The organism is Rheinheimera sp. 4Y26, assembly GCF_025245835.1.
Taxonomy (GTDB): Bacteria; Pseudomonadota; Gammaproteobacteria; order Enterobacterales; family Alteromonadaceae; genus Pararheinheimera.
Genome location: NZ_JAOBWS010000008.1, coordinates 60,541 through 80,962, shown reverse-complemented (window position 1 = coordinate 80,962; position 20,422 = coordinate 60,541). Strand labels below are relative to the sequence as shown.

17 protein-coding genes are annotated in these 20,422 nt (G+C 49.5%); 8 read left to right on the top strand and 9 right to left on the bottom strand.

The annotated features are described in order from the left end of the window. Window positions 1-80: 80 nt before the first annotated feature. A complete protein-coding gene (locus tag N3Z11_RS11685) occupies window positions 81-4,574 on the top strand; it encodes an EAL domain-containing protein (protein ID WP_260657356.1) in 4,494 nt (1,497 codons plus the stop codon). A gap of 201 nt (window positions 4,575-4,775) precedes the next feature. Beyond that, on the top strand, window positions 4,776-5,630 hold the full coding sequence (locus tag N3Z11_RS11680) for a DMT family transporter (protein WP_260657355.1): 855 nt from the start codon (window positions 4,776-4,778) through the stop codon (window positions 5,628-5,630). A gap of 77 nt (window positions 5,631-5,707) precedes the next feature. Here N3Z11_RS11680 and N3Z11_RS11675 read toward each other — a convergent pair whose 3' ends face one another. From N3Z11_RS11675 to N3Z11_RS11655, 5 genes are read right to left on the bottom strand one after another with little or no spacing between them, the layout of a single operon-like run. Beyond that, window positions 5,708-6,922 carry an ABC transporter permease gene (locus N3Z11_RS11675; protein WP_260657354.1) on the bottom strand — a complete coding sequence of 405 codons (1,215 nt, stop codon included), beginning with the start codon at window positions 6,920-6,922 and terminating at the stop codon, window positions 5,708-5,710. Window positions 6,923-6,932: 10 nt separating this feature from the next. Continuing rightward, a complete protein-coding gene (locus tag N3Z11_RS11670) occupies window positions 6,933-8,243 on the bottom strand; it encodes an ABC transporter permease (RefSeq protein WP_260657353.1) in 1,311 nt (436 codons plus the stop codon). 2 nt (window positions 8,244-8,245) lie between these two features. Further along, window positions 8,246-9,004, bottom strand: coding sequence for an ABC transporter ATP-binding protein (locus N3Z11_RS11665; RefSeq protein WP_260657352.1), 759 nt, complete (start codon window positions 9,002-9,004; stop codon window positions 8,246-8,248). 28 nt (window positions 9,005-9,032) lie between these two features. After that, window positions 9,033-10,310 carry an efflux RND transporter periplasmic adaptor subunit gene (locus tag N3Z11_RS11660; protein WP_260657351.1) on the bottom strand — a complete coding sequence of 426 codons (1,278 nt, stop codon included), beginning with the start codon at window positions 10,308-10,310 and terminating at the stop codon, window positions 9,033-9,035. Next, on the bottom strand, window positions 10,297-10,794 hold the full coding sequence (locus tag N3Z11_RS11655; protein ID WP_260657350.1) for a hypothetical protein: 498 nt from the start codon (window positions 10,792-10,794) through the stop codon (window positions 10,297-10,299). The genes N3Z11_RS11660 and N3Z11_RS11655 overlap by 14 nt, the downstream gene beginning before the upstream one ends. Here N3Z11_RS11655 and miaB point away from each other — a divergent pair. The 5 genes from miaB (at window position 10,777) to lnt (ending at window position 16,491) form a co-directional block, all read left to right on the top strand. Next, a complete protein-coding gene (gene miaB, locus N3Z11_RS11650; RefSeq protein WP_260657349.1) occupies window positions 10,777-12,201 on the top strand; it encodes a tRNA (N6-isopentenyl adenosine(37)-C2)-methylthiotransferase MiaB in 1,425 nt (474 codons plus the stop codon). The genes N3Z11_RS11655 and miaB overlap by 18 nt on opposite strands. Before the next feature lie 71 nt (window positions 12,202-12,272). Beyond that, window positions 12,273-13,424 (top strand): PhoH family protein, encoded by a 1,152-nt coding sequence (locus tag N3Z11_RS11645; RefSeq protein ID WP_260657348.1) that lies wholly within the window; start codon window positions 12,273-12,275, stop codon window positions 13,422-13,424. Beyond that, the gene (gene ybeY, locus N3Z11_RS11640) at window positions 13,421-13,879 is read left to right on the top strand and encodes an rRNA maturation RNase YbeY (RefSeq protein ID WP_260657347.1); all 459 of its coding nucleotides are present in this window, start codon (window positions 13,421-13,423) and stop codon (window positions 13,877-13,879) included. Before N3Z11_RS11645 ends, ybeY begins: the two co-directional genes overlap by 4 nt. A 36-nt stretch (window positions 13,880-13,915) precedes the next feature. Then, window positions 13,916-14,782 carry an HlyC/CorC family transporter gene (locus N3Z11_RS11635; RefSeq protein ID WP_260657346.1) on the top strand — a complete coding sequence of 289 codons (867 nt, stop codon included), beginning with the start codon at window positions 13,916-13,918 and terminating at the stop codon, window positions 14,780-14,782. Between the two features lie 128 nt (window positions 14,783-14,910). Further along, complete coding sequence (gene lnt, locus N3Z11_RS11630) at window positions 14,911-16,491, top strand: apolipoprotein N-acyltransferase (protein WP_260657345.1); 1,581 nt, start codon at window positions 14,911-14,913, stop codon at window positions 16,489-16,491. 126 nt (window positions 16,492-16,617) lie between these two features. Here lnt and N3Z11_RS11625 read toward each other — a convergent pair whose 3' ends face one another. Then, window positions 16,618-17,583: a chemotaxis protein CheV gene (locus N3Z11_RS11625; protein ID WP_260657344.1), complete on the bottom strand. Its 966-nt coding sequence runs from the start codon at window positions 17,581-17,583 to the stop codon at window positions 16,618-16,620. Window positions 17,584-17,851: 268 nt separating this feature from the next. On the opposite strand from N3Z11_RS11625, the gene N3Z11_RS11620 reads away from it, so the two are divergent. After that, window positions 17,852-18,403 carry a glycine zipper 2TM domain-containing protein gene (locus tag N3Z11_RS11620; protein WP_260657343.1) on the top strand — a complete coding sequence of 184 codons (552 nt, stop codon included), beginning with the start codon at window positions 17,852-17,854 and terminating at the stop codon, window positions 18,401-18,403. Between the two features lie 150 nt (window positions 18,404-18,553). On the opposite strand, the gene N3Z11_RS11615 is transcribed toward N3Z11_RS11620, so the two are convergent. From N3Z11_RS11615 to N3Z11_RS11605, 3 genes are all read right to left on the bottom strand, one after another. Beyond that, complete coding sequence (locus N3Z11_RS11615) at window positions 18,554-19,096, bottom strand: cytochrome b (protein ID WP_260657342.1); 543 nt, start codon at window positions 19,094-19,096, stop codon at window positions 18,554-18,556. A 174-nt stretch (window positions 19,097-19,270) separates the two neighbouring features. Further along, on the bottom strand, window positions 19,271-19,597 hold the full coding sequence (locus N3Z11_RS11610; RefSeq protein WP_260657341.1) for a hypothetical protein: 327 nt from the start codon (window positions 19,595-19,597) through the stop codon (window positions 19,271-19,273). Window positions 19,598-19,756: 159 nt separating this feature from the next. Further along, window positions 19,757-20,416, bottom strand: coding sequence for a DUF2959 domain-containing protein (locus tag N3Z11_RS11605; protein ID WP_260657340.1), 660 nt, complete (start codon window positions 20,414-20,416; stop codon window positions 19,757-19,759). Window positions 20,417-20,422 lie beyond the last annotated feature (6 nt).

Here is a 20,422-nt window from a genome sequence, read left to right as displayed (position 1 = left end):
AGTCAATTGCGATATTTTCAATTTTATTGACATCCCGACAACAGACAATACTCATATGTTTCTTCAGTCACAGAGCTCTGATGCGTAGTATTTTGCTCCTGCTGGCCTGCTGTTGGCTCTTAAGCACCCCGCTTTATGCACAAAGTGTCAAACCGCTGTTATTGCCGCTGACCGTCGATCAGGGTTTGTCGCGTGGCACAGTGCAACGTCTGTATCTCGACCGTGAAGGCTTTTTATGGATAGCCACCAGCAACGGTTTAAACCGCTTTGATGCCACCCGCAATGTGCTGGTGCAGTCTGAACAACAAAACCTGACCGATCTGAATTTTGTGCAACTGCTGGAAGACAGCAAAGAGCGGCTTTGGGCTGCCTCGGCCGATGTTGGTTTATTTTTACTGGATAAAACCAGCGGGCGTATTGAACTAAAACTGGATTTAGCCGCTCAGGAGCAGCTGGAAATGCCGGTGCTGAGCGATGTCGTAGAAGAATCGACCGAACAGTTATTGCTGGCCATCAATGATGCTGTGTATCGTTATCAGCCGGGCAAGGGCACATTACAACGCATATTTACTATGCCCGGTGGCGAAGGCATCAACAGAATTCGCCAGCTGTGGTTACACCAGCAACAGTTGCTCATCGCCAGCAACAGAGGGCTGTTTCAGCTCGACACCCAAAGTTTAACCAGCAAAGCGTTATTATTGCCTGACGCCAATGGCCGGGGCGCCATGATCCGCCATATCTATGCTTATCAGCAGCAACTTTACATTGCCAGCAGCAACAACTTATTGGCCATGCCGCTGACGGCACTTCACAACAACAACGCCAGCCTTCAAACCCTGTTATCGGATCGGATGGTGATGCGCATGCTGGCGCATCAGAACAGATTGTTACTGGCCAGCAATGAAGGGTTGTTTGAATTTGATGAACGCCGCCGCGACGCACGCCTGCTCTGGCGTTTTCGCGACAGCAGCCATCAGATTGGTAACGATGCTATTGTCGATTTAGTGGCCAGCAGCGACGGCGGTTTATGGCTTGCCAGCCGCGACGATGGCGCCTTTTACTGGCACCCGCGCAGCACCAGTTTTAAAAATATTGAACTCAAAGCAGAAAACCTTTCAGCACCGGACAACAATAGCGCCATCCGCGGTGCTTTTGCGCTGGCTCAAGGCCAGGAGCAGCAGCTGTGGATAGCGAATGAACAGGGTTTGTATCAGCTAAACCTGCAAAATGGCAGGCAACAACTGCTGCCTTATCCGGATGGGTTATCGGCCAACTTTGCCATGCAGGTCAGGCGCATTTACCCTGAGCCGGATGGCAAACTCTGGCTTAGAACCGGCGACGGCCTGCGTTATTATGACCCACAACAACGCACATTTTTGCCGCCAAAGTTACAACAAGAATCACAACAAACTTTATTGCAGAACAACTCACTGGGCCACTGGCGGGGTGAAGATGGCAGTTTTTGGTTTTATAACAAAGATGGTTATTACCGTTATCAGCCGCAAACCGGTGAGCTGACGGAACTGCCGGGTATTAAAGAGCAGATTCCGCCGCGTTATGCCGGGCGGTTTTTAGGCTTATTACCAGGCCAGAGCGATAAAATTCTGCTCAGTGCCGCCGATCAGCTGTGGCTCTACAGCCAACACGACGCCAAACTGCAAAAAATCTATCAGGCTAATGATTACCAGCCAGGCCGTGACCGTTTTGCCGACAAATTTAGTGTTGATCCGCAGAATGTGTTGTGGGTGACCTTTCAGGGCATAGGTTTATTGGGTTTTGACCTTGGTAGCCTGACACTGAAACATCATTTTCATGCCGATAATCAGCTGCTGAGCAACACTGTGTATTCCAACGAACTGGATGAAGCCGGCAATCTGTGGTTTGCCGGTAGTTATGGCTTATCCAGACTCGATACCAAAACCTTGCGGATGGAACATTTCAGTAAAAAAGACGGTTTAGCCAGTCACGCTTTTGTATTTGCCGCCAGCACCCGACTGAAAAACGGCGACCTGGTTTATGGCACCAGTCGCGGTATTACCTTATTTGACCCACGCCGGCTGATGGAAGCGCCGATGCCACCGGAAGTGGTCATCACCTCCATTCAGGCGATGAATCATCAGATCAACAACAGCCTCGGTGATTTAAGCGGCCAGACTTTTCATTTTGACCATGATGCATTGGGTATTGAAGTGCAGTTTTCGGCGCTGAATTTTCGCGACAGTGGCAAAATCAGCTACAAATTCTGGCTCGATGGCGAGCAAAAACTACTGTATCCGGAACAAGCTGTGCCGGCAGTGGTTTTTCCGCAGCTTAAACCCGGCAATTATCGTTTTAGCGTGGTGGCCATTTCACCGATGACCGGTATGCAAAGTGCCCCGGCTCATATTTCGCTGACCATAGCTGCAGCGCCCTGGCGCTCTGAAACTGCCATCACTGCTTATGCGTCGGCGCTTTTGGTGTTACTGCTGCTGTGGTGGCAGGCCAGACGTAAACAGCGGCGATTGCTGGCCAATGCCCACCAAAAACTGCGGGCCAGTGAACAACGGCTGAAGCAGGCACTCGAAGCTGTCGATAGTGGTGCCTGGGAATGGCATGCCCATAAAAACAGTATTTATGCCCAGCGTATTCATCAGATGCTCGGTTACAACGAAGATTTAAATCCGCTGACGATGCCACAGCATTTGTCGTTGATCCACCCGGACGACCGTGAAGCTTATCAGCAGGCCTGGCAAAGATTTGTCAGCGCACCGGATAAAATTTTTGACCATAGCTACCGGATGCAGCACAAATCCGGCCGCTGGATATGGTTTAGAGATATTGGCAAAGTCACTGAATTATCAGCACAAAATAAAATCGAACGGGTGATAGGCACTTACAGCAACATTACCGAAACCCGGGTCAGCAAAGAAAAAGCCCGGCTTTTTGGCGAAGCCTTTCAGCAAACCCGTGACTGGGTGGTGTTGCTGGATTTAGAACAAAGGGTGATTGCAGCCAACCAGTCTTTTACCGATGTATTTGGCAATATGGACGAATATCTGCATAACCCGCGCACCCATGATTTGGGCATCAGCTTAAACCGGCGCCGTTTTTACACCCGGTTGTTATCCGGCATGACGGTCAACCAGCACTGGCAAGGTGAAGAAACAGTGTTATGCCCGGACGGCACAGAGCGCCCTACCCTGATTAACATCACAGCTGTGGGTGATGATTTGCAGGTGGAGTTTTTTGTGTTGGTGTTTACCGATATCACGGCGCAAAAACAGGCTGAAGAAGAGCTCCGGTATCTGGCAAGCTACGACATTCTGACCGGCTTACCGAACCGCGCCCTGCTGATGGACCGCATTTATCACGGCATTGAAGCGGCCAAACGGCAGCGCCGCTCGCTGGCTTTGTGTTTTATTGACCTGGATAAATTTAAACAAATTAACGACAGCCTGGGTCACGATATCGGCGACTTGCTGCTGAAAAAAGTGGCGAAAAGACTCACAGATACACTACGCGAATCCGACTCAGTGGCGCGACTGGGGGGTGATGAATTTGTGGTGCTGCTGGAAGGTTATAAAAACGATGACAATATCAGCCATGTCGCGCGCAAAATGATTAAAACCATAGGCGAGCCGATGCAGCTGGGCGCCCATACCGTCAGTATTTCGCCAAGCATCGGTATTGCGGTTTATCCGGAAGACGCCAGTGATGCCAAAGAGCTGCTCAAACATGCCGACGTGGCCATGTATCACGCCAAAGACAGCGGCCGTAATAACTTCCAGTTTTTTATCAATGAGATGAACGAAAAAGCCTATATGCAGCTGGCGAAAGAAACCATGTTGCGCAGTGCTTATCAACAAAGTGAATTTATTAATTATTACCAGCCTATCTACGACAGCCGCAGTCAGCAGATGGTTGGGGTGGAAGTGCTGATGCGCTGGCAATCAGCCAATGGTCTGGTGCCGCCATCGGAATTTATTCCGCTGGCTGAAGATTTACGTTTAATAGTGCCAATGACACTGGATTTACTGGAGCGGGCACTGAGTGATTTACAGCGCTGGCACCAGGCCGGTTTCCCGGTGTATCTGTCGGTGAATTTATCCACCCACCACCTGGCGCAGGAAGATTTAAGCCGGCAAACGTCGTTGCTGCTGAAAAAGTACCAGATCCCGGCCCGTTGCCTGCGTTTTGAAGTGACCGAAAGTGCGCTGATGCAGGATCATGAAATTGCCATCGCCACTATGCTGGCGCTCAGCGAACAAGGCATAGTGCTGGCGCTGGATGACTTTGGCACAGGTTATTCGTCGCTGAAGTATTTAAAAGAACTGCCGATAGACGCCATTAAAATTGACCGCAGTTTTGTCAAAGATATTGGCATCGACAGCAACGACGAAACCATTATCGACGCCATGCTCAGTATGGCAAACAGCCTTGGTATGTACTGTATTGCCGAAGGGGTGGAAACCGAGCAACAACTGGCATTTTTTACCCAGCGCCAGTGTTATTTTATTCAGGGTTATTTATTTGCCAAACCTATGCCGGCGGCAGAACTGCTGGAGCGGCTTAAGCTGGAACATCAGCTGGGTTAGCCTATCAGCGGCTACACCGGCTTGCTGACTGCCCCGCTGCCCCTTTGATTGAACCGACTTGGTCGCAGTGACCTGAGTTTTTGCAAAAAACTAAGCTAATAAATGCCGGTTAGACCAAAGACTACAGCTTCACTTCAGACACAAAAGCCGCCTTCTGCTACACTCGCGCATCCGCAACAGCCACCAAGTCCGGAGTCGGGTGTGCCGCTGAAACCTTTGTATCTTGCCGCCTTGTTGTTATTACTGGCCGAAGCCTGTTTTGCCGGCATTGGCGCTTTGGTGAAACTCACCAGCGACAGCGCCAGTCAGGCACAGGTGGTGTTTTTCCGCAACTTTTTTGCGCTGTTGGTGATGTTGCCCTGGATTGTCAGTCAGGGTCGTCAAATTCTGTACACCAAACGCTGGTATTTGCACGCCAGCCGCGCCACCACCGGCATTATTTCCATGTATTCTTTTTTTTATGTGATCAGCCAGCTGCCTTTGGCGCAGGCCATGCTGGTGTTGTTATTGTCGCCTTTTGTGGTGCCATTAATAGCCCGCATCTGGCTGAAAGAGCGGCCTAGCCGCTTAACACTCTTTGCGATAGCCTTAGGTTTTGTCGGGGTTTTTCTGGCCATTCCACTGCAGGGAGAAGCCGGTAATACACTGATTTTAATGCTGGGATTGTTATCTGCGGTGCTGGTAGCGATCACCAAAACCACCATCCGTTATATGTCCGACACTGAACCCGCCGCCCGGATAGTGTTTTATTTTTCCCTACTCACTGCTGTTATTTCATTTATTCCGGTGCCTTTTGCCTGGCATCCTTTGCCCGAAATTGCCTGGTGGGCTTTTGCCGGCATGGGGGTGCTGGCCGCAGCCGGTCAAATGGCCATGACCAAAGCTTATGCCCTGGCGCCAGCCAGTGATATTGGCATGTGGACCTACAGCAGCGTGGTATTTGCTGGTTTATTTGGTTATATGTTCTGGCAGGAGCCTGTCACTATGGGCTGGTTTGCCGGCGTGCTGGTGATTTTTTATGCTGGTTATATCAGTACCAGACAGCGGCTGATTTAGTCGCAGATTGAGCAGCATTCAGGTAAAACATGCGGTCGCCGGTATCGGCGAACGCAAGCTAAAACAAACTCAGTCTATCAGACACTGCGGGTGGCCGTGGCTGGCGCAATAGACGCCGCTTTACGCGCCGGATATAACACCGCCAGTTGCCCTACCAGATAAAGGGCAATCACGCCGGTCAACAACAGTGCAGGCTCCAGTGGTTTCAGTTCAAACTGACTGACCAGCCAGATATTGAGCCCAATAGCGGCAGCCACCCCTATCAGCACACCTAAGCTGGTGATCAACAAATTTTCCAGCATAAAATAACGCATCACCTGCAGCTGTGTCGCGCCCAGGGCACGGCGGGTACCAATCTGACGTTTGCGTCTGTTGATACTGAACATGGCCAAACCCACAATACCAAAAGCCGTGATCAGCGTGAGCACCACAATCACCAAGAGCAGAATGCGGTTGAGCGCATTGTGGCTGCGGTAACTGTCAGCACGGGTTTGTTCCAGGCTTTGCACACCGCGGATAATGCGGTTTTTATCCGATTCCGCCAGCGCTTTTTCCACTATCGGCATCAGCTCATCACGCCGGCCAGGCTCGGTGCGGATCATATATCTGCTGTTGCGCCCTTCCAGCTGATAAGGCACCAGCATACTGCGTTCAACTCCATCCCAACCGTTCCAAGGTGCCTGTAAGGTTTTGATAATGCCGGTAATTTGCATCGGCTCATTGTTATTGATATAGACAGTCTGGCCAAGCGCCGATTGCCAGTTGCCGGGGAATAAAGCTTCGGCCATCGCCTGACTGATAATGGTGCGTTCCGGCCAGTCAACCGCGGAGGCTGCACGCCATCTGATGTCGGTGTTCTGGAAGTTTTCACCCTGAATCAGCTCCACCCCTAGTGTATTAATGCCGTGCTCATCCACCATATAAACCGCCACGCCGGTGCCATCTTCACCTTCACCGGCCTTTTTCTGCAGGCTCATCGACCAGCCACCGCCACTGAGCGGTATGGCATTGATCTGAGTTGCATCCAGCACCCCCGGGATAGAGCGGATGAGCCGCAAGTCATCTTGCAGCGCCGCCTGATGCGGATAGTTTTGCGCAAAAACGGTATTGCTTAAATAAAACAAATTGGCTTCATCCAGACCGCTTGGGCGCGCCATCAGCGTGCTGCGGTTTTGCATCATAAAAATGGCGTTTACCATAATGCTCAGCGTTAACGCTATTTGTAGTGCGATTAGCACTGCGCCTACTTTTTGCCGTAACAGCGCCCGAAAAATGGGTCCAAGTTCAAACATCACAGCCTCCTTATTGGCTTTTTAACTGCTGCGACGGCTGCACTGTGCAGGCACGCCAGGTGGGATACAAACCAGCCACTAAACTCGACAGCAGCGCCAGCCCCATCGCAAGCAGCACCATCACCCAGTCCAGCTCTGCCAGACCTTTCATGTTATCGCCATACAACAAAGTCACCCCCTGCAAGCCAAGCCAGGCCAGCAGCAAGCCAAGCAAACCACCGGCCAGACCAATGCAGCCGGCTTCGGTCAGATACTGGGCAAACAAATGCTGCCGGCTGGCACCAAGCGCCTGACGCAAGCCAATTTGGGGCGCTTTACTTAAAAACTTGGCCAGCAATAAACCTATGGTGTTCAATAAACACACCAATAAAAACATCAGCGACATCACCATCATCAGGTTGGCGTCCTCGGTTACCACCTGCTGGTTTTCCAGCCACTGCATCACATCACTGAGTCTGTTATTGAGTGGCCTTGAAAAACGGCCAAGCTTTTTCTGCTCACTGGCATAAGCATTTAAAAAATCAAGATATTGCTGCTTTTCGTTGTCGTTTCTAAGCTCTACCCACATCTGGGTCCAGACACATTCTGAATTTAAAAAGGCCGGATAACCTTCACCACTGGGTTTCCAGCAATTGGTGTTGCCATTTCGGCTGATCTTTGGTTCAGCCAGCAAGCTATAAGGCACAAACAGCTCTTCCACTTCGTTAAAAGCACCAGTGGTCACGTCATAAAAACGCGGTCTGGGTTGCCAGTTGGCCATCACACCCACCACCTGGTAATAATCACCAGCCATTTTTACTTTTTGCCCAACCGAATCTTTGCCGCCAAATAAACGTTCATTCAGGCTTTGGCTCAGCACCACCACATGCTGCTGCTCGGTATCTGCAGCCTCACTCCAGGCACCACCATATAAAAAAGGCACATCAAACATGGCAAAAAAATCCGCCGAATTGGCGCGGCCTGACACCTGAAATGGCAGGCTGTCTTTGCCTTCAGGCTCTACCACAGTGCCAATTTGTGCCTGGATCACCTGACGATAGGCTTTTTTGGCTGCCAACAGCGCAGTGGCATCGCGGTACGTTAGCTGATCAGGCGGATCGCCGTTTTCATTAGCAGCCTGATGTGGGTCCCAGCTGTCAAGTTGCACATAAAACAGCTGATCACTTTTATGCGGAATAGGATTGGCCGACATCAGATAATTGACTGTAACAGTGGTCATGGCAGCGCCAATGCCCAGGCCTATGGCCAACACCATCAGTAAACTTAACCCCGGACTTTGCCGGATGCTGATCAGCGCAAGACGTAAATAATAAGCCAGCATGATCAGACTCCAAGCTGACGGGCAGCATCAGTCACGGTGTGCGCGTGCAACGGCGTCACCCTTTCCAGACCGGCACTGTGCAGGCCTTCCACAGCGGTCAGCTCTGACACCCGGCCGTCTTTAATAAAAATTTGCCGTTTGGCCCGCTGCGCCAGGCCATGGTCATGCGTCACCATAATAATGGTGGTGCCCTGGCGGTTAATGTCTTCGAGTAGCGCCATGACACTTTGCGCCATCTGGCTGTCGAGGTTCCCTGTGGGTTCGTCCGCCAGCAAAAACCTTGGACTGGTGGCAAGGGCACGGGCGATGGCCACCCTTTGCTGCTGGCCGCCGGATAACTGACTGGGCAAATGTTTCATTCTGGAGGCCAGTCCCACCAGCTCCAGCTGCTGCTCAATACGGCGTTTGCGCTCTTTGGCATCAAAACCGCGATAACGCAAAGGCACATCGACATTGTCGAATAAATTCAGCTCAGGAATTAAATTAAAGCCCTGAAAAATAAAACCAATTTTCTGGTTTCGCATTTTAGAGCGCTTTGAGTCAGACAATAAATTTACATTGTCACCATCGAGTAAAAACTCACCTGATGTTGCCACTTCCAGCAAACCGGCAATATTTAAAAAGGTGGTTTTGCCCGAGCCGGATGGCCCTGTCACACTGACAAAATCTCCTTCATTGACCTGTAAATCCACTTCACGCAGCGCATGGGTGGACACTTCACCTGTATGAAAAACCTTGCCTAACTGTTTCATTTTTAACATAAATAAACCTCAGGGCTCCCAGAGCCTGTTATTGATTCAGCTGAACTTGATTGGCGCCCTGGAACATATCGGTGCCGGAAATAATAATTTGATCGCCTTCATTCAGGCCGCTGAGCACCTCAACTGCAGCCAGGCTGCGCGCGCCAAGCGTAATGGGGGTTTTTACCGCAACGCCGTTTTGCACCTTATAGGCAAATTGGCCATTGGAACTTTCTAAAAATTGGCCACGCGCCACCTGCAAAACAGCGTCACGCTGCTCCAGTAAAATACGGCTGGCCAGGCGTTGGTTTTGCCGAAGTCCTGGTGGCGTTTTGTCTTTAAAACGCACCCGGCCTGTCACCTGGTTATCAACAATTTCAGGGGAGATACTGACCAGCTGCGCCTGATACAGCTGCTGATCCAGCGTCACTTCCACCGGCATGCCGAGGCTTAAGTCGTCGGCATAACTCTCCGGAATGGCAATTTCCACTTCAAACTGGCTTAAATCCACCACAGACAACAACAACTGGTTTTTGCTTAAGTAGGTTTTATTGTCGGTGGCGAGGTTGCCAATAATGCCATCCACCGGCGACTGTACCTGCAAAGCCGACACCTGACGCTGTAAATTGGCCACTAACAAAGTCTGGCGTTCCAGCTCCTGCGACAATGCTGTGGATTCAAAATCCAGACTTTCTTTATTCAGTCTGGCGTCGCGCACTGCATGCTCAAACTGCAGCCGGGCGTTATTTAACTCATCGCCGGCTTTTTCATAATCAATCTGACTAATGGCTTTGACGCTGTAACCCTGGTCAGCACGGCGTTTTTCCCGCTCGGCTGTGGTGAGCGCCACTTTGGCTAAATCCACTGCTTTTTGGTCCAGCAACTGCTGTTTGCGCGACTGAATTTTTTGCCGCTCCAGGCCCGTAGCCAGACTATTCAGACTGGCCTGCTCTTGTTTGAGCTTGCTATCAAGCTCAGGGCTGTCAATGGCGGCTATCACGTCACCTTTTTTAACCGTGGTGCCGGCTTCGGCAAAAAAGCTGACTGTGCCATCGGCCGGTGCATAAAGTTTGGGGCTGACCGCCGCCACCACTTTGCCCTGCACCGACACATCACGGATAAAAGCTGCGGTTTTTACCGCGTCCAGCCGAACCCTGGCCATAGATACCGACATCTCAGAATCCTGCCAGCGGGCCAGCGCCGGGCTTAGTTGCCAGCCCAGCAATAGCAGCAAGGCAACAGCAGCGAGGCTCCAGCCCAGAGCTGGTGTTATTTTTTTACGCTGGCTTCGGATCTCATCCTGGCCACTGGGTTCAGCTATTTTCATTTAAACTCCTTTGTGTCTTTCTCACTGACAGCTGTTGTAAACAGAGTCGTGCCGGGCACAAAAATGGTTTAGTAAAAGCTGAAATAATTTTTGTAACTGCTAAAAATGCCTGTCTCAATTCCGGCTTCAGCAGGGCTGCAAAAGCGAAAAAATGAAGAAAAAATAACGAGGTAACTAAGAAGGCAAGAAAAGGTTGCAGAGATAAAAAATCCCCAGCCACCATACTGCAGGACCGGGGATTGGGAAGATGGGCGACGTTCAAACGGCGCTGAAGTCCGGGTTTAGATAACCAACATTTCCAGTGTAGCGCAACAAAATAACCCTGCTGCGGCAAATCGACGTTCAACAGAAAAAAGCCTGTGGTTGCCATTGTGATTAAACACAGCAGATGCTGGCACTCAGCAGCCGGCTCGGGTAAAATGCCTGCCCTTTTGTAGTTGACGACTTTTACAGGCAAGAATTTACCATGAGCAAAAAGCTGCACATTAAAACCTGGGGCTGCCAGATGAACGAATACGATTCATCGAAAATGGCCGACTTGTTGGATGCCACTCATGGCTATACGCTGACTGAAGAGGCGGAAGAAGCCGATGTTATTCTGCTGAACACTTGTTCTATCCGCGAAAAAGCACAGGAAAAAGTGTTTCATCAACTGGGCCGCTGGCGCCCGCTGAAAAAGAAAAACCCAAATTTAATTATTGGTGTGGGTGGTTGTGTGGCCTCACAGGAAGGTGCATCTATCCGTGAGCGTGCCCCTTATGTTGATATTATTTTTGGGCCACAAACGCTGCACCGTCTGCCGGAAATGATCAACTCAGTCAAAGGCGACCGTTCGCCTGTTGTTGATGTATCTTTCCCTGAAATTGAAAAATTCGACCGTCTGCCAGAGCCAAAAGCTGAAGGCCCAACCGCCTTTGTGTCCATTATGGAAGGCTGCTCTAAATATTGTACTTTCTGCGTGGTGCCTTATACCCGTGGTGAGGAAGTAAGCCGCCCGCTCGATGACGTGCTGCTGGAAATTGCCCAGCTGGCCGAACAAGGTGTGCGTGAAGTGAATTTATTGGGTCAGAACGTCAACGCTTACCGTGGTGAAACCCATGATGGTAAAATTTGCCACTTTTCTGAGTTATTACGTTTAGTTGCCGCCATTGACGGCATTGACCGTATTCGTTACACCACATCGCATCCTGTTGAATTTACAGACGATATTATTGAAGTGTACCGCGACGTGCCAGAGCTGGTTGATCATTTGCATTTGCCGGTGCAATCGGGTTCTGACCGTATTCTGACGCTGATGAAACGTAACCACACAGCGCTTGAATACAAAGCCAAAATTCGTGCTTTGAAAAAAATCAGGCCAAATTTAAGCATGTCATCCGACTTTATTATTGGTTTCCCTGGTGAAACGGCAGAAGATTTTGCCCAAACCATGGACTTAATTGCCAGTATCGGTTTTGATATGAGCTTCAGCTTTATTTACAGCGCCCGTCCAGGCACACCAGCGGCCGATTTACCGGACGACGTCAGTGAAGAAGAGAAAAAACAACGTTTATACATTCTGCAGGATCGCATTAACCAGCAATCATTGCAGATCGCCCGTGGCATGTTAGGCACGGAACAACGTATTCTGGTGGAAGGTCCGTCGAAAAAAGATTTGATGGAACTGACCGGCCGCACCGAAAACAACAGGGTCGTCAACTTCGAAGGCACCCCGGATATGATCGGTGGTTTTGTTGATGTAAAAATTACCGATGTATTTACCAATTCTTTAAAAGGTGTGGTGGTTCGCACTGAAAAAGAAATGGGTTTACGCCGCGACGTGTCACCACAACAAATTCTGGCGCGTCAGCCAAAAGCAGATCCACTTGGGGTGCAGACTTATCAACCCTGAGTCGAGTAAAGTTTTACAGAGGCCGCACCAGGCTTAAGCCGCGGCCTCGTTAACCACAGAGAACAGGACCTTTGGATAATCCAGTCAGCAGTATCGAATTTACCCTAGAACCCACCGATCATCAGCGTTTGTCGTTATTATGCGGCCCCTTTGATGACCATATCCGCCAGATTGAACGCCATTTTCGGGTTCAGCTCAGTTTACGTGACGACAAATTCCGTTTACTTGGTTTAACGGCCCAACTGCCGTTAGTGCAGCAGCTGCTGCAAAACCTGTATCAGGAAACCATCAATGACAGCGGTAAGCTGGTGCCTTTAACAGCTGAGCAGGTGCACCTGGCCATCAGCGGTGTAGAACATCCGGCCACTTTAGTGCAGGTGGATGAGCAGGCGCAGGAAGTCAGCATCAAAACCAAAAAAGGTCTGATCAAAGGCCGTAATCCAAACCAAAGCCGTTATGTCGCCAATATTTTGCGCCACGATGTCACCTTTGGCATTGGCCCGGCAGGCACAGGTAAAACTTATTTAGCTGTGGCTTGTGCGGTAGACGCTCTGGAAAAAAATCAGGTGCGCCGCATTGTGCTCACCCGCCCTGCGGTAGAAGCCGGTGAAAAACTGGGTTTTTTACCCGGTGATTTAGCGCAAAAAGTTGACCCTTATCTGCGGCCATTGTACGACGCGCTATTTGATATGCTGGGTTTTGAAAAAGTAGAAAAGTACCTGGAACGTGGCACCATCGAAATTGCACCTCTGGCTTATATGCGTGGCCGTACTTTAAGTGATGCTTTTATTATTCTCGATGAAAGCCAGAACACTACAGTTGAACAGATGAAAATGTTCTTAACCCGCATTGGTTTTAATTCCAAGGCAGTGATCACAGGTGACGTGACGCAAGTCGATCTACCGCGCGGCACTTATTCAGGCTTAAAACACGCTATTGACGTGCTGTCCAAAGTGGATGCACTGAGCTTTAACTATTTTGTTGCCAAAGATGTGGTGCGCCACCCTGTGGTACAAAAAATTGTGCTGGCTTATGAAGCTTTTGAGGCTGAAGCTGCCGCGAAAAAACAGGCTGAGCGTGAAGCTGAACAGGCCGCAAGGCTTGCTGCCAGTGCCATCACAGCCCCTGTTGCAACACCAGCAATAGCAGCTGAGCCGCCAGCAGCCAAAACGCGCAGCAGGACGAAAAAAGCAACGCCCAAATCGGACACAACAGCATCATGAGTATTATTTTAGATTTACAACTGGCCAGCACAGCCGACAATCTGCCCGGCGAACAGCAAATTCAGCAATGGCTGGAAGCGGCCATTTTACCTTTTCAGGCTGAAGCTGAAGTGACGGTGCGGATTGTCGATGAAGCGGAAAGTCAGCAGCTGAATTTTGATTATCGGGAAAAAAATAAACCAACCAATGTACTGAGTTTTCCGTTTCAGTGCCCACCCGGTGTGGAACTGCCGCTCCTGGGTGATTTAGTGATTTGTGCACAGGTGGTGGCCAGAGAAGCGGCTGAACAACACAAAACTTTAACTGCACATTGGGCCCATATGGTGGTGCATGGCAGCTTGCATTTACTTGGCTTTGACCATATAAATGAAGAAGATGCGACCGAAATGGAAGCAGAAGAAATTCAGATCCTGGCAGAACTTGGTTTTGCCGATCCTTATGTGATTCCTGAATAACAGAGTTCAACCTAACACGGAGCTGGTTTTTACATTATGAGTGACGACAATCCACACTCGAGAAGCGGTTCTGCCGCGAAGTCATGGCTTGAGCGTATCGCCGCCATTTTTACCGCAGAACCTCAGGACCTGTCTGATTTAGAAGAAGTGATTGCCGAAGCCAATACCCGCAATCTGATCGACACCGATACCAAAGGTATGCTGCAAGGGGTGCTGGACGTATCCAAAATGCGCGCCCGCGACATTATGGTGCCACGCTCACAGATGGCAACCATCGACATTGATCAGCCACTCAGTGAATTCCTGCCTATTCTGCTGGAAAACAATCACAGCCGTTACCCTGTGGTCAATGAAGACAAAGACCATATCGAAGGTATTTTGATTGTTAAAGATATTCTGCAGTACGCTCTGACGCCTGATGTGGAGTGGCATTTAAAAGATTTATTGCGCCCTGCCGTTATTATTCCGGAAAGCAAAAGAGTGGATGCGCTGCTCAAAGAGTTCCGGCAAAAACGTTACCATATGGCGATAGTGGTCGATGAATATGGTGGGGTGTCGGGCCTGATTACCATTGAAGATATTCTGGAGCAGATTGTTGGGGACATCGAAGATGAACACGACAACGAAGAAGGCTCCGATATCCGTCAACTGGGCAGCCATGTGTATCTGGTCAGCGCCCTGACGCCACTGGATGAATTTAACGAAAGTTTTGCCAGCAGTTTTGATGAAGAAGAAGCAGGCACCATAGGCGGCATCGTACTGCATGCTTTTGGTCATATGCCAACCAAAGGTGAAGTGATAGAACTTGGCGGCCTGACCTTTAAAGTGCACAAAGCCAACAGCCGGCGTTTAGTTCAGCTGCAGGTTATTACACCCAAAACTGAACAGAACGATGCTGAATAAGCGTCGTTCTGCAAAACAAAGAGTACAAAATCCAACAACCCGGCGATGATCCGCTTGTTGCTGCCGCTTTCAGGCAAAAACATGCTGGCTTGTTGGTTATCAGTTCCTGTTAAAGTGGTAAACAAACCGTGTCCAATCTATTGGTATTTTTCCGTCAGCAACCTTTGTTGTTAAGCCTGTTGTTAGGGTTGGCAGGTATCGCCAATACCCTGGCTTTTGCTCCTTATCAGCTGCATTTTTTACCTTTATTCACTTTGGCGCTGCTTGCGCTTGCGCTTGGTATTGCTAAATCGGCAACGCAGGCCGCCCTTTTTGGTTTTGCCTATGGCCTGGGTTGGTTTGGCCTTGGTGTCAGTTGGGTACATGTCAGCATTGCTACTTTTGGCGGTATGCCACTGGCTGCCAGTCTTGGCATTATGGCTTTACTGGTGGCTTATTTAAGTTTGTTCCCGGCACTTGCCAGTTATGCGGTGTATCGCATTAACAAAGACAATCTGCTTTTATTTCCGCTGCTGTTTGCCAGTTGCTGGGTGCTGAGTGAAAACCTGCGTTCCTGGCTTTTTACCGGCTTTCCATGGTTGTCATTAGGTTACAGCCAGACTGAAGGCTGGCTGGCCCCCTGGGCACCGCTGGTGGGCGAAACCGGCATTACTTTTTTACTGGTGTTTGCCGCAGCTGCCCTGCTGCCGGCACTCAGCACATCAGTTAAACAGCAACAACGTTTTATTCCGCTGGCTGTGGCCGCTTTGTTGTTGCTGATAAGCCCTTTGTTACAGCCGCTCAAAGGTTGGCAACTGACGGATGAAAAAGTGTCGGTGGCGTTGGTGCAGGGCAATATTAAACAGGAGCTGCGCTGGGACCCGGATCAGGAGCTGCCGACCATGAAAAAGTATATGCAGCTGAGTAAACCCCATTTACAGCAGCAAATTGTGGTGTGGCCAGAAGCGGCTATTCCACAACTGGAACCTTTGGCCCAGGCTTATTTATTAAATCTGGATATGCAGGCTGCTGAGCAGCAAAGTGCAGTGATCACCGGCATTCTTGATTACAAAAACAATGGAGATGCCTACAACGGCATTATTGTGCTGGGCAAATCTGGTAGTAAAACCACAGCCGGTGACTATCTGTACGAAAGCAAAAACCGTTATCAGAAACACCATTTATTGCCCATTGGTGAATTTGTACCTTTTGAACGCTGGCTCAGAGACGTTGCGCCCTTTTTTGATTTACCCAACAGCTCTTTTGCCCGTGGTGACTGGCTGCAGCCTAACCTGAACGCCAATGGTTATCAGCTGCTCGCCGCCCTTTGTTTTGAAATTGCCTTTCCAAGGCAAATTCAGGCCAACTTTACCAATGACACCGACTTTTTATTAACAGTGAGCAATGATGCCTGGTTTGGCGCATCTATTGGCCCGCTGCAGCATATGCAAATCGCCCAGATGCGCGCGCTGGAATTTGGCAGGCCGCTGTTACGCGCCACCAATAATGGTGTCACAGGTATAGCGCGTCCGGACGGCACTTTACAGGCACTGTTGCCACAATTTGAGGATGGGGTGTTAACGGCAGATGTGCAACTGGCAGAGGGCCGCACTTTATACAGCCGCACCGGAGATAGCCTGCTGCTGTGGTTTGTGGCTTTTGTGATTTTTTTCAGACTGGGTTGGACACGTTTTTTTGCCAGCAGCGCTAGCCGCCCTACAGCTCGTTAACAGCAAAGTTGTTAAAACATCAATGGGTGCCGGAGGATAATAATCCGCAGCAGGCAGCCGGGAACCGGGAACCAGCAAAGCATAAAAAAAGCAGCCTGAGCTGCTTTTTTTATGTTTTGCGTATTTTTAGTGCTGATCAGCTGGCGCTTGCTCGCTCTGTTGCGCCGCAGCGCTGTGCATCCATTGCTGCACTGCTGACACCAGCTCATCCGGGTGAAACTTGGCAATAAACTGATCGGCCCCAACTTTGCTCACCATGGCATTGTTAAACACACCGCTTAACGATGAATGCAATATCACATGAATATTTTTTAGCTGCTCATGGGCTTTAATTTCTGCCGTTAAGGTATACCCATCCATTTCCGGCATTTCGATGTCAGAAATCAGCAAAGGTACCTGCGACGATACATCACCGCCTATTTCGGCGGCTTTGGCCAGAAGCCAATCCAGCGCCAACCGGCCGTCGTTCACCGTCTGAATTTCCACGCCAATGGCACCAAGCGCTCTTTTTACCTGATTGCGGGCAACAGCGGAGTCATCAGCCACCAGCACTACCAGATTTTTAAAATCCAGTGTTTTGCTTTTTTCTTTGACCGACTCGCTGACCGTTTCATCCACAGGTGAAATTTCTGAAAATACTTTTTCGACATCCAGAATTTGCACCAGCTTATTATCCACCTTGGTCACAGCTGTTACATAATGGGCTTTGCCCGCGCCCTGTGGCGCCGGCATAATTTGTTCCCAGTTACTGCTGATAATACGGTCCACACCTGCTACCAGAAATCCCTGAGTGTGACGGTTGTACTCTGTGACCAGCACATAAGCTGTGCTCAGATCGGTGATAGGCTGACCGCCTGTCGCCATACTTAAATCAATGACAGTGACAGGCTCCCCCCGCAGATGGGCAATACCACGCACATTCGGATGCGCTCCTGGTAAGGCACTGAGCTCAGGGCACTGTAACACTTCACGCACTTTAAACACATTAATGCCAAAAGGTTGCATGCTGTTCAGCCGGAACAACAACAACTCCAGCCGGTTTTGCCCGACTATGTTAGTTTTTTGGTCGATATTGGAAAGTAAGCTGCTCATGATGCCCCCGGAAAAACACGCAATACCACTGTATGGCAGACACAAATTAGTCTTAAAAAGATAGGCGTAAAACTGCTGCTGTGCCCTGTCATTTTGCGAAAAAACTGAGTCTTAGCAATAAGATCCAAGTCTTAATGTGCCGCTATCCGCAAGGTTAACATCAAGCACAATAAACATCAGCGTTTTTGTATATTTCATTCAGCTTAAATACAGCAACAGCTTTGTATAGTCCACTTTATAAAAATTCGACCTACACAAGGACATCCAAATGAATAACTCAATGCTGATTGGTTCAATTGTTGGCGCTATCGCCGTGACCGCTTTAGGTTCAGTAGCCGGCTACAGCTACCTGGACAAAGGCCCGCAATATGCTGAAGTGGTAAGCAGTAAAGCTGTGATTGAACGTTTTAGCGAACCTGTTGAGCAGTGCAAAGACGTGGTCGTGCAACAGAAAAAAGCCGTCAAAGACGAAAATCAGATTGCCGGCACTGTGATTGGTGCTGTGGTGGGTGGTGTTTTGGGTAACCAGATTGGCGGTGGTTCAGGTAAAAAAGTGGCCACAGTTGCCGCTGCAGCTGCCGGTGGTTATGCCGGTAAACAAGTGCAGCAGGATATGCAAAATAAAGATGTAGAAAGTTACACCCAACGCGTGTGTAAAACCGTGCAAAAATCCCAGGAAAAAGTTGTGGGTTATGACGTGCGTTATTTACTCAATGGTGAATTAAAAACGGTGCGGATGGACCAGGCACCGGGCGAAAAAATCCTGATCCAGGATGGACAGGTGTTGGCTGGTGTTGCCCCTCAGACCACAGGCAACTAAGGTCTGACGCAGTAGCTCCTTAGCACTGGTTGTAGCCTCCCAGTGTGGCACAGTGGCCCAACTTACTTAAAATGATGCCCTGTGCCTGAGTTTGCTTTTAACTAAGCAGTGCCACTGAATAAAAAGCCGGGAATTCCCGGCTTTTTCCTTTTATTTGAACATCATACGTTTTATCGTATTGTCTTTTAACAGATAATGGTGAAACAGCGCTGCACCCACATGAATTAAAATCAGCGCATAACCGAGTTTAGAGCCAATTTCGTGCAGCTCTTCCAACCGCTCAGCCCAGACTTCATCCGGCCCCATCAAAGCGGGTAATTGCAGGCCAAAATAACTGAGTTCTTTGCCCTCTGCCGACATCAGTAACCACCCCATAAGCGGCATCACAAGCATCAGGGCATAAAATGCCAGATGTACAGCTATTGCCAGCTTATGTTGCCAATGGGGTTGTGGTGGTGTAATTGGTGGTGTGTGCTGACTAAAACGGGCCAGCACACGCGGCAATAACAACAACAGAATACTCAAGCCAAACCAATAATGAGCCGTTTTCATCAGCTCCCGGCCCTCGGTGCCGCGCTCAAAAATATCGCGAAACTCCATACTGCAATACACGCCAATAAACAGCAGCACAATCAACCAGTGCAGCAGCACCGTCAGTTGACTGAAACGAACATTATTCTGATCCTGTGACATCATCTTTTCCTTCTCATAGCGACTCAGCCAAGACTAATAGGACGAGCTTAAGACAAACTGAAATAACCAAACCGGATCCAGCGCAATAAAACTGCTTAAAGTTGGGTTGTTGCCGCAAAATCACAGAGGTCTGTCTGACATAAACAACAGATCTACCACTGGCTAAACAGGCTGCTACCAGCGGCCAAAATATTGATCAATCAGTAAAGTCAGCTGCTCGTTCAGTTCAGCCTCAAGCTCATCAGCATCGGCCTGAAACAAGGCAAAATACCTTTTGGCCTGCTCAGCCGTTAAAGTGCGGCCTGACAGTGTGCACTGCATTTCGGGTAGCGACTTGTCAAAACGTGGCACTAAAATCCAGCGCATAAAACCTGCAGTATGGGCCGTCACCAGTGGCTGGGAAAAATTGCAAAAATCTTCAATATAATCTTTGCCCTGTGGGCCGAGGCAACCGGGTTCTACCCGATAAATCACTTCTAACACAGGCTTGTTACTGTTCATAGGTTTTCCGGCTTTCGGCTTTAGCTTCAGAGAGTTACCTTAGCAGAAGCTACCGTGAACAGAAAACAGATTTATCAGAGCGGTTGTTTGAAGGCTGAAAAGACGTTGAAGGAACACAAGCCGCGCCCTCGTGATGACGGGGCGCAGCCTTTAACAACTTTAGTTTTGATTCATAGTGGCAATAAACTGGTTGGAATCGGCAATGGCTCTGTTCATTTCCGCCAGCAGATTGTTGACATCCTGCTGTAGCACACCAAACTCCCCCTGAATAGCGCCTACCGCTTTGGCATTTAGATTGTGTTTTAAATACAGCACGTTGTCGTTTAATACCCTAAGCACTGGGGGCATTTTACTCTCGGCACGGCGCATCACTTTCACCAAAGCATCAAACTGGCGTTTGGTGTCCAGCAGTTTCTTTTTGCTGTCGGCTTTAAGTTTTTTATTCTGATACTGCGACAGCTCAGCTTCCCATTCATCAAATAAGTCAAAAGCCACCAATTCCACTTTGTTAATACGGGCCGTCACTTCCTCAGCAGCTTTTTTGCTGTCGTCATACTGCGCCTGCAAGGCTTCGTATCTGTCCTGCAAATTGCCACCGTGAAAGTTAATCAGCTGACTGAGTTGATCCAGCGCGTCTTTAAACTCCTGCTGACTGACTGCCTGAGCATCCCGCGCTTCTTCCACACGATCAATCAGAATATCGCGTTTATGCACCCCGACTTTTTCCATGGCGGCGTAATAAGCTGTGCTGCACCCCCCAGCGAGCAAGGCGCCAGACAGCGCAACAAACTGCAATATATGTTTGATTTTAAATAACATCTTTTA